This is a genomic window from Protofrankia sp. Cas8, assembly GCF_963555845.1.
Lineage (GTDB): Bacteria > Actinomycetota > Actinomycetes > Frankiales > Frankiaceae > Protofrankia.
Map to the genome: position 1 here is coordinate 1 of NZ_CAUVXI010000239.1, position 7,820 is coordinate 7,820.

Genomic DNA, 7,820 nt, shown 5'->3' on the forward strand with positions numbered 1-7,820 from the left:
GGCGGCGTCTACTTCATCCGGATCGAGGACACTGATCAGGCGCGAACTGTGGAGGGCGCGACCGCACAGTTCGACGCGGCCTTCGGCTACTTCGGCGTCAGTTCGGACGAGTCCGACCAGACCGGCGCCTACGGCCCCTACACGCAGTCGGACCGGGCCCGGATCTACCTGACCTACATACGCGAGTTTCTCCGCGCAGGCAAGGCATACCTGTGCTTCGCCACGAAGGAGGAGCTGGGTACGGCCACCGAGGAACAGCGCGCCAAGAAGGTGCCCACCGGCTACTACGGCCGCTGGGCGACCTGGCGCGATGCCGCCGACGAACAGGTACGCGAGCGGCTGGCCGCCGGACAGCCTTACGTCGTGCGGTTCCGGTCGCCGGGCGAGCCGGGCAGGATCACCTTCACCGACCTGGTGCGCGGCCGCCTGGAGGCGGACGCGAACCGCAACGACATCGTCATTCTGAAGAGTTCCGACAGCCTGCTGCGGTTGCCGACCTATCATTTCGCGCATGTCGTGGACGACCATCTGATGCGGGTCACTCATGTGATTCGAGGCGACGAGTGGCTGTCCTCGGTCCCGGTGCACCTGCAACTGTTCGACACGGCGGGCTTCGAGCGCATTCCGTACGCGCACATCGCACCGCTGCTGAAGGTGGACGGCTCGGGAAAGCGGAAACTGTCCAAGCGCAAGGATCCCGAGGCGTCCGTCGAATTTTATATCAAAGCGGGATACCCGGCGCCGAGTGTGCTCTATTACCTCCGCGGGCTGATCAACGGGCGGTTGGCGGAGATGGCGCTGACCGAAGCGCTGACCGCCCCACTGGGTCTGGCCGAGTGCGGCGTGTCCGGCGCGCTGGTGGATCTGGTGAAACTGGAGGACATCGCGGCGGACTACGTCGCGACTCTGCCGAGCCGGGATGTCCTGGACGAGGTGCTGACGTGGGCGGACACCCACGACACCGAACTGGCGCAGGCTGTCCGCGCCGAGCAGGACATCGCCGTGCGGGCCCTGGACATCGAGCGGACAGGCGTGGACAACCCGCGCAAGGACCTGCGCAAGTGGTCGGATTTCCGGCCGATCTACGGCTACTTCTTCACCACCCTGTTCGAGCCGGTGGCCGATCCCGGGGACAGCAGGTTCGGCGGCCTCGCACCCGATGTGGTGCGGCGGCTGTGCGCGGATCTGCTGCGTGTCTACCAGGACCTTTCCGACTCGGACGGCTGGTTCGACCAAATCCGCGTGACGGCCAGGGACAACGACTTCGCGGCAAGCGTCAAGGAGTACAAGAGCGACCCCGGCTCCTACGTCGGATCAATCCGGGAGGCGTCCCAGGTGGTCCGCGTGCTGCTCACCGGCTCCACCCGCAGCCCTGCCCTCCACTTGGTCGCGGGTGCGCTGGGCGAGACCGAGGTGCGCAAGCGGATCGGCGCCGTTCTCGGCCCCAGCTGAACGGGCAGCGGCCCTGCTCACAGCAACGATCGACGCCAGGACGGTGACCAGCAACGATACCTGCCTGTGATTTTTGCGCTACAGCACCGACACCTCCAAACTGCATTCTTGGCCACATGTCGTATCTGCTTCGCCTCGTCCTGCCGGACCGCCCCGGCGCCCTGGGCGCGGTCGCGACCGCGCTGGGCCAGGCTGCCATCGACATCGTCAGCCTGGACGTCGTCGAACGCGGCCCGAACGGCGCCGTGGACGACATCGTCGTCGCGCTCCCGCCGTACGGGCTCGTCGACACCGTCCTGACCGCGGTGCAGTCCGTGCCCGGGGTGAGCGTGGAATCCCTGCGCCCGTACCTGTCCGGCGGTGCCGGCATTCAACATGACCTGGACCTCGTCGAAGCCATGACCTCCCGGCCCGACGAGGCGCTGGCCGTCATGACCGAGTTCGTCGGGGCGGTGTTCCATGCCGACTGGGCCGTGCTGCTGGAGCGGGTCGGGCCCGACGATCTGCGGGTTGTGGAGACCTCCGTGGGCGCCCCGGATCTCGGTGGCGGCGACCTCGCCGTCCCGGAGCGGGTGCGATCCACGCTGTTGTGGCTGCCGCTGGACCGCGCGCAGCGGCTGGACCGCCACGCGGGCTGGCTGCCTCCGCGCTGGACCGCGCTCGACATGGAGCTGGCGGTCGCGCCGGTGGGAGGTCCGGACCGGGCGGTTCTGATCGGACGGCCGGGCGGCCCGGCGTTCCGGGCGTCGGAGGTGCTGCGTCTCGCGCATCTCGCCGGCATCGCCGCGACGATCGCGCACAACAGGGATGTCTCGCTCGCCGCGCAGGGAACGGGTTGACGAGCCGAGTCGGCGTCACCAGCTGGCGATCACCCGCCCGGATCGTCGTCGGCCGGTTGGGCGGGACGGGCGTGCGCGCCGGCGGCCTGCGGCCCGGCGTCGAGCAGCACGGTGAACCCGGCCTCGTCGAGGATCGGGAGTTTCAGCGCCCGCGCCTTGTCGTACTTGCCAGCCCCGGGGTCGGCACCGACGACGACAAAGGTCGTCTTCTTGCTCACCGAGCCGGTGACCTTGCCACCGCGTGCCTGGACCGCCTCGGCGGCGGAGTCGCGGCTCCAGTCGGTGAGAGTCCCCGTGATCACAACGGTGACACCGCGCAGCGGACCCGGCCCGTCGTCCGCGCCGACGTCGGCCAGGCGTGCCCCACCGGAGCGGATCCGTTCGAGGATCTCGCGGTGACGGGGATCAGCGAACCAGTCCGCCACGGCCGCGGCGATGGTCGGGCCGACACCGTCGACGGCAGCGAGAGTTTCGGTGGATGCGGCGGCGAGCGCGTCCACCGACTGCATCTCCCGTGCCAGCGCCCGCGCCGCGCTCGGCCCGACATGGCGGATGGACAGGCCGACCAGCAGCCGCCAGAGCGGTCGACCCCGAGCCTGCTCCACCCCACGCAGAATCTGATCGATCTTCTTCTGGCCGAACCCGCGCAGTCCGTCGAACGACTCGGGGCTCAGGTGGAAGACATCGCCCACGTCGTGCACGCGGCCGGCATCCAGCAGGGCGATCGCGGTCTCATAACCGAGCCCGTCGATGTCCAACGCGCCCCGGGAGGCGAAATGAAAGATCGACTCTCGTAGCTGCGCGGGGCAGGACACCGCGTTCGGGCAGCGGATGTCGACCTCGTCGGTGGGTCGCACCAGTTCGGTGTCGCACTCCGGGCAACGGGTGGGCATGACAAAGGCGCGTTCGGAACCGTCCCGAAGGTCGGCAACCGGACCGACGATCTCCGGGATCACATCGCCGGCCTTGCGGACCACGACGGTGTCGCCGATCAGCACCCCTTTGCGCTCGACCTGGTCGGCGTTGTGCAGGGTGGCGAGCCCGACCGTCGAGCCCGCGACCTTGACCGGCTCGAGGCGGCCGAACGGGGTGACCCGGCCCGTGCGGCCCACGTTGACCTCGATGTCGAGCAGCGTGGTGGTCACCTCCTCCGGCGGATACTTGTAGGCCACCGCCCAGCGTGGCGACTTCGAGGTGGCGCCGAGCCGGCGTTGCAACCCGAACGCGTCGACCTTCACCACCACTCCGTCGATCTCGTGCTCGACGTCGTGACGGTGCTCCCCCCACCGACGGACGAACGCCTCGACCTCGGCGACGCTGCCCACCACCTCGTGGTGATGGGAGACGGGCAGGCCGAGTTCGGCCAGCCGGCTGTATGCCGCGGACTGTGCCTCGACGTCAAGACCCTGGTGGGTACCGAGCCCGTGGACGGTCATGGACAACGGACGCTTGGCGCTGACCCGGGGATCCTTCTGCCGCAGCGAGCCGGCGGCGGCGTTGCGCGGATTGGCGAACGGCTTCTCGCCCGCCGCGACCAGGGTGGCGTTGAGCTCGGCGAACGCCGCCGTGGGGAAGAAAACCTCGCCCCGGACCTCCAGCAGCGCCGGGATACCCGGCCCACGCAGGCGGGTCGGCACCGCCGAGAGGGTGCGGATGTTCGGGGTGACGTCCTCGCCGACCCGCCCGTCGCCGCGGGTGGCCGCCCGGACCAGACAGCCGTCCTCATAGACCAGGTCGACCGCCAGCCCGTCGATCTTCAGCTCGCACAGCCAGGCCTCGACGTCGGTGTCCCGGGTCGCCCGCAGTGCCCAGGCCTCAAGCTCGGCATCGGTGAAGACGTTGTCCAGCGAGAGCATCCGTTCCAGATGCTCGACCGGCGTGAACAGCGTCGTGAAGGAGCCGGCGACCTTCTGGGTCGGCGAGTCCGGGGTGCGCAGCTGCGGGTACCGGGTCTCGATCTCCGCCAGCTCACCCATGAGCTGGTCGTATTCAGCATCGGAGACGGTCGGTGAGTCCAGCACGTAGTAGCGGTAGGCGTGCTCGTCCAGCTCGAGGGCCAGCTGCGCGGCGCGCACCCGTACCTGTGCGGGCAGCTCCTCGACAAGCGAGCCGACGTCATCGACAACCGGATCGGCATCCGGATCGACAACCGGATCGGCATCCGGGCCGGGGGCCGGATCGGCATCCGGGCCGGGGGCCGTCCCGGTCGCGTCCGGACTCGGCGCAGCGGGCGCACTCATGTCGAATCGTCGGCCAGCGCCCGCCCCGCCTCTCGGCAGCGTCGCAGCGCCACCCGTGCGTAGGCGGGTGTCGCACCCGCGAGACCGCAGGTCGGCGTCACCGCGACCACCTCCCGAAGCTGCTCGGACGAGAACCCCAGCCGGCGCCACATCGACCGGACCGGCTCGACGGTACGGCCGACGTCGGACAGTTCGGTGTCCCGCGCCGGCACCACGCCGAGCATCAGCGCGACCCCCGCCTCGACCGCCTCGCCGATCATGTCGTCATCGGCGGGGGTGAGCAGGGTCGCGTCCACGCTCACGAAGGCCGCACCGGCCTGCCGCACCAGCCCGACCGGGGGTGATGCCGTGCAGCAGTGCACCCCGGCCGGCACCGCGACGCCGGCGAGCAGGACACCGGCAAGCAGGTTGCGCAGCCGCTCGGTGGCAACACCCTCCTCGACCGCCGGCAGCGCCCCGAATCCGCTGGGCGTACGGACCTGACCGGCGAGCACCGCCGGCAGACCCGGCTCGTCGAGCTGGACGATCAGGCGGGCACCGGGCAGGACGCTCGCGATCTGCCCGAGGTGGCGGGCGATGCCCTCCGTGAGGGCCTCGGCGATGTCCCGGGCGGCCCCGGCGTCCTTGAGGGCCTTGTGCCCCCGCTGCAACTCGACGGTGGCGGCGAGCGTCCAGGGTCCGGTGACGGCAACCTTGAACGGTCCGGTGTAGCCGGCGGCGACCTCGCCGAGCGCGTCGAGGTCGCGAGCCATCAGATCACGGGTGCGACGCAGGTCGATGCCGGGACGCGGCACCAACCGCCACCCGGACGGCTGCAGGTCGACCGGCATGTCCGCGAGCAGACCCGCGGCACGCCCGATCATGTCGGCGCCGGCGCCGCGGTCCGGCAGCTCAGGCAGGTGCGGCAGGTCGCCAAGCTCGTCGAAGACCAGCCGGCATGCCTCGACCGGGTCCGTCCCCGGCAACGACCCGACCCCGGTCGCCGCCCCGGGCTCCCACAGCCGGGTGCTGACGGGGGTAGCAGCTGACTGTGTCATGAGGTCATGGTCATCGTCATGTGGTCATCCAAATCATGATCGAAACTTCCCGGATGCGAAGGATCAGAAACCAGGCCGGCCGGCACCGCGCGGGCCGGAACCGGACTCGCCGGCACCCAACCGGCGGATATGACCCCCGCCCAGGACCCGATCACCGTCGTAGAGGACGACGGCCTGGCCGGGCGCGGTACCGCGGACCGGTTCGTCCAACCGCACGTGCAGCTCGTCCCCGACGGCCTGCGCCGTGGCCGGGACCGCCCGCCCGTGTGCGCGGACCTGGGCCGTGCACACCACCGGACCCTCGTACGGCCAGACCACCGGGTCTGCGACGAGGCTGTGGACGTCGAGTGCCTCGGCCGGACCGACCGTCACCGTGGCGGTGACGGGCGCGATGTCGAGGACGTACCGCGGCTTGCCGTCGGGCGCGGGCCGGCCCAGGCGCAGACCCCGACGCTGCCCGATGGTGAAGGCGAACGCCCCGTCGTGCTCCCCCACGGTCTCGCCGGTGACGGCGTCCACCACCGGCCCTGGCCGCGATCCCAGCCGTTCACGCAGCCACCGGCCGGTGTCACCGTCGGCAATGAAGCAGATGTCGTGACTGTCGGGCTTGTCCGCAACCGCGAGACCGCGTCGAGCGGCCTCGGCCCGGACCTCGGTCTTCGTCGTGTCCCCCAACGGGAAGATCGCATGCGCGAGCTGCTCGGGACGCAGCGTCCCCAGTACGTAGGACTGGTCCTTGTCCGGATCCACCGAGCGGCGCAGTACCGCGCCGGACAGCTGGGCGTGATGCCCGGTGACCACCGCGTCAAAACCCAGCGCCAACGCCCGGTCCAGAACCGCCGCGAATTTGATCCGCTCGTTGCACCGCACACACGGGTTCGGCGTCCGACCGGCCTCGTAGGCGGTCACGAACTCGTCGATGACGTCCTGTTCGAACCGGTCGGCCAGGTCCCACACGTAGAAGGGGATGCGCAGGACGTCGGCGGCGCGGCGGGCGTCGCGGGCGTCCTCGACGGTGCAGCAGCCACGAGCGCCGGTCCGGTGTGATTCCGGGGATTTCGCCAGCGCCAGGTGCACGCCCGTGACATCGTGGCCGGCGTCGACCGCACGGGCGGCCGCGACCGCCGAGTCGACCCCGCCGGACATGGCCGCGAGTACCCGCATTCCGCTCACCCCCCAGATCGTCCGGACAGGCCGGACAGCGCTCCGGCGCGGCGCGCCCTACCCACCACCGGCATGATCACCCGCACCAGGGCGTCCACATCGGCACGCTCGGAGGTGCGTCCCAGGGAGAAGCGCAGCGAACCGCGGGCGCCGGCCTCGTCCACGCCCATGGCCAGCAGAACGTGTGACGGTCGGGCGACCCCGGCCGAGCAGGCCGAACCGGTCGAGCACTCGATCCCGTGCGCGTCGAGCAGCAGCAACAGTGAGTCGCCCTCGCAGCCGGGAAAGGTCAGATGAGCGATCCCGGGGAGGAGCCCCGGGCCCGGGGGCGCTCCGTTCACCACCGCATCCGGTACCGCGGCGAGCACCCGTGCGACCAGATCGTCACGCAGGGCTGCGAGGCGCTCCGCTTCGGCGGGCCGTTCGCTGACCGCCGTGGTCGCGGCCGCGGCGAACGCCGCGACTCCCGGCGTGTCGAGTGTTCCCGACCGTACATCGCGTTCCTGCCCACCGCCGTGGGTCAACGGTGCCAGGGCCAGACCCCGGCGCACCAGCAGCGCGCCCATGCCGATCGGGCCGCCGAGCTTGTGGGCGCTGACCGTCAGCGCGTCCGCACCGCTGTCCTCGAACGACACCGGGATCGACCCGACCGCCTGGACGGCGTCGGTATGGAACGCGATCCCGTAGCCGTGCGCAACCGCTGCAAGCTCCGCGATCGGCGACACCGTGCCGACCTCGTTGTTCGCCCACATGACGCTGACCAGCGCGACGCTGTCGGGATCACGGGCGATCGCCGCGGCGAGGACGTCGGGGTGCACCATCCCGGTGGCGTCCACGGGCAACAGCTCGACCTGGGCGTCCTGCGCCTCGGCCAGCCAGAACACGGCGTCGAGGATGGCCCGGTGCTCGATCGCGCTGACCAGTACCCGGTGCCGGCGCGGCGCGGCCGCCCGCCGCGCCCAGTACAGACCTTTGATGGCCAGGTTGTCGCTTTCGGTCCCCCCAGCGGTGAAAACGACCTCGGACGGACGGGCGCGCAGTGCCGCGGCGAGCGCCTCGCGCGACTCTTCAACTACTCTGCGCGCACG

The 7,820-nt window shown here is 70.7% G+C and carries 6 protein-coding genes; 2 read left to right on the forward strand and 4 right to left on the reverse strand.

Annotation, left to right across the window (positions count from 1 at the left end):
• Together U9977_RS23735 and U9977_RS23740 are read left to right on the forward strand one after the other, a co-directional pair.
• The coding region (locus U9977_RS23735; RefSeq protein WP_322751501.1) for a glutamate--tRNA ligase at positions 1-1,452 on the forward strand (1,452 nt) is incomplete at its 5' end.
• 116 nt (positions 1,453-1,568) lie between these two features.
• A complete protein-coding gene (locus U9977_RS23740) occupies positions 1,569-2,291 on the forward strand; it encodes an ACT domain-containing protein (protein ID WP_322751502.1) in 723 nt (240 codons plus the stop codon).
• A 29-nt stretch (positions 2,292-2,320) separates the two neighbouring features.
• Here the strand turns inward: U9977_RS23740 and ligA are convergent, their stop codons facing one another.
• The 4 genes from ligA to U9977_RS23760 form a co-directional block, all read right to left on the reverse strand.
• Entirely contained in the window at positions 2,321-4,531 is a 2,211-nt protein-coding gene (ligA, locus tag U9977_RS23745) for an NAD-dependent DNA ligase LigA (protein ID WP_322751503.1), read from the reverse strand.
• On the reverse strand, positions 4,528-5,568 hold the full coding sequence (locus U9977_RS23750) for a methionine synthase (protein WP_322751504.1): 1,041 nt from the start codon (positions 5,566-5,568) through the stop codon (positions 4,528-4,530). Before U9977_RS23750 ends, ligA begins: the two co-directional genes overlap by 4 nt.
• A gap of 63 nt (positions 5,569-5,631) precedes the next feature.
• Entirely contained in the window at positions 5,632-6,732 is a 1,101-nt protein-coding gene (gene mnmA / locus U9977_RS23755) for a tRNA 2-thiouridine(34) synthase MnmA (RefSeq protein ID WP_322751506.1), read from the reverse strand.
• 5 nt (positions 6,733-6,737) lie between these two features.
• Positions 6,738-7,820, reverse strand: a 1,083-nt coding sequence (locus U9977_RS23760) for a cysteine desulfurase family protein (protein ID WP_322751505.1), incomplete at its 5' end; no start/stop codon positions are given.